The 1,626-nt window shown below is 65.6% G+C and carries 3 protein-coding genes; 1 reads left to right on the top strand and 2 read right to left on the bottom strand.

The genetic code is table 11. From position 1 onward, the window contains the following. On the bottom strand, window positions 1–353 hold a 353-nt coding region (locus G7A99_RS16305), incomplete at its 3' end, for a chemotaxis protein CheC (RefSeq protein ID WP_205599881.1). Further along, entirely contained in the window at window positions 350–715 is a 366-nt protein-coding gene (locus tag G7A99_RS16310; protein WP_018719418.1) for a response regulator, read from the bottom strand. The genes G7A99_RS16305 and G7A99_RS16310, both read right to left, overlap by 4 nt. Window positions 716–1,045: 330 nt before the next feature. Between G7A99_RS16310 and G7A99_RS25600 the strand changes: the two genes are divergently transcribed. Continuing rightward, on the top strand, window positions 1,046–1,626 hold a 581-nt coding region (locus G7A99_RS25600), incomplete at its 3' end, for a DUF3683 domain-containing protein (protein WP_240466307.1).

A 1,626-nucleotide genomic window follows, 5' to 3' on the forward strand; every position in this document is an offset into this window, starting at 1 on the left:
AGGATGTTGCTGACGTCGAGCAGCAGCTCGCGCTCGACCGTCTCGTCCACGCTGTCGTGGCCGAGCAGGTCCGCCAGCCCGCGGCAGCCGCCCTCGCCGAACAGCGCCAGTGCCTCGCCGCTGACGCCGTCCATGAACGGCTGGCGTACCGCCGCGACCTGACTGTCGCGCCCCGTGAGGGCCTCGACCTCGGGGGTGAGGCCGCCGGCCTCGACGATCGCCACCCGGGGTACCGAGAGCTCGATGTAGACGTCCAGCATCTCGGCGAGCACGGCACCCGCACGGCCCATCGCCAGATTGGCGATCTCCTGCAGCGCGTCCTGCTGGTCCGCCGAAAAGGGTTCGACGCTCATAATATCCCTGTGTCCCGCAGGGTCGCGGCCAGCATGGTCGGGTCCACGGGTTTGCGCACGAAACCGCGTGCACCGAGCTCCATGGCCCGCTCCTCGGCCTTGGGCTGGGCGTCGGCGGAGATCACGATGACCGCCGGCGGGGAGGGGAATTCGAAGATACGCTCCAGCACGTCGAAGCCGGAGAGGCCCGGCATGGTGAGATCGAGCAGCATGACGTCCACGTTACCCTCTCGGCAGGCTTCCACGGCATCCTCGCCGTTATCGAGCTGCGAGACCTCCACGTCCCATTCCGGAGGTAGCGCACGGATTGTGATCTTCCGTGACATGGTCGAGTCATCGACCACGAGAACCTGGGTGGACATCGTTACCTCGTCGGTGTCGGGCCTGGTTCCTTTTTATCAAGCTCCGCATTATGCGGCGGAGTCGTCATTAATCCAACCGTTCTGGCGCGGCAAGTGTGACCTCGTCGGTAGACAACCAATACTGCCATGCTGTTATGCGATCGGTCATTGCGCCGCGACGGGCGGTGGTGGATCAGGCGGCCATGACGCATGAATCCAATTCATTTAAACAATGAGACAGGTAAGAGGGGTTAATAGTTTCTGTCAATCCCGGCGGTCGAGGCACTGAATCCCGGGGGGCGGCGCTGTATGATGCTAGTCCTTCGCAGCGCAACATGACCCACCAGGCGAATGACTGAAACTGCCCGCATCCGCGAGATCCCGTATAACTACACGTCTTTCTCCGACCGCGAGATCGTCCTGCGCTACCTGGGCCCGGAGGCCTGGGACACCCTCAACGAGCTACGCGAGAGCCGCCGCACCGGCATCTCCGCGCGCATGCTCTTCGAGGTCCTCGGCGACCTCTGGGTGGTCAAACGCAACCCCTACATCCAGGACGACCTCCTCGACAGCGCCAAACGCCGCCGGGCGCTGATCGAGGCGATGAACCACCGACTCGACCAGATCGTCGCCCGCGCCGAGGGCAACCGCAAGGCCCTGGACCTGGCCGACCAGGCCCGGACCGCGGTGCGCGAGTTCGAGCAGTGGTTCCCGGAGATGCAGCGCAAGCGCGAGCGCGCCCGCCGTGCGTTCGCCCGCCACACCCGCGAGGACAACATCTGCTTCGACGGGCTCTCCCGCGTCTCCCACCAGACCGACGCCACCGACTGGCGCGTGGAGGTGCCCTTCGTCGTGCTCTGCCCGGACACCGAGGCGGAGATGGCCGCGCTGGTGAAGACCGCCGTCGAGCTGGGGCTGGTCATCATCCCCCG

The sequence above is a fragment of the Arhodomonas sp. KWT genome, assembly GCF_010993615.1.

What these genes read in the sequence shown, in the direction of transcription:
- G7A99_RS16310 (WP_018719418.1), bottom strand. Translation starts at nt 715, where the DNA reads ATGTCCACCCAGGTTCTCGTGGTCGATGACTCGACCATGTCACGGAAG.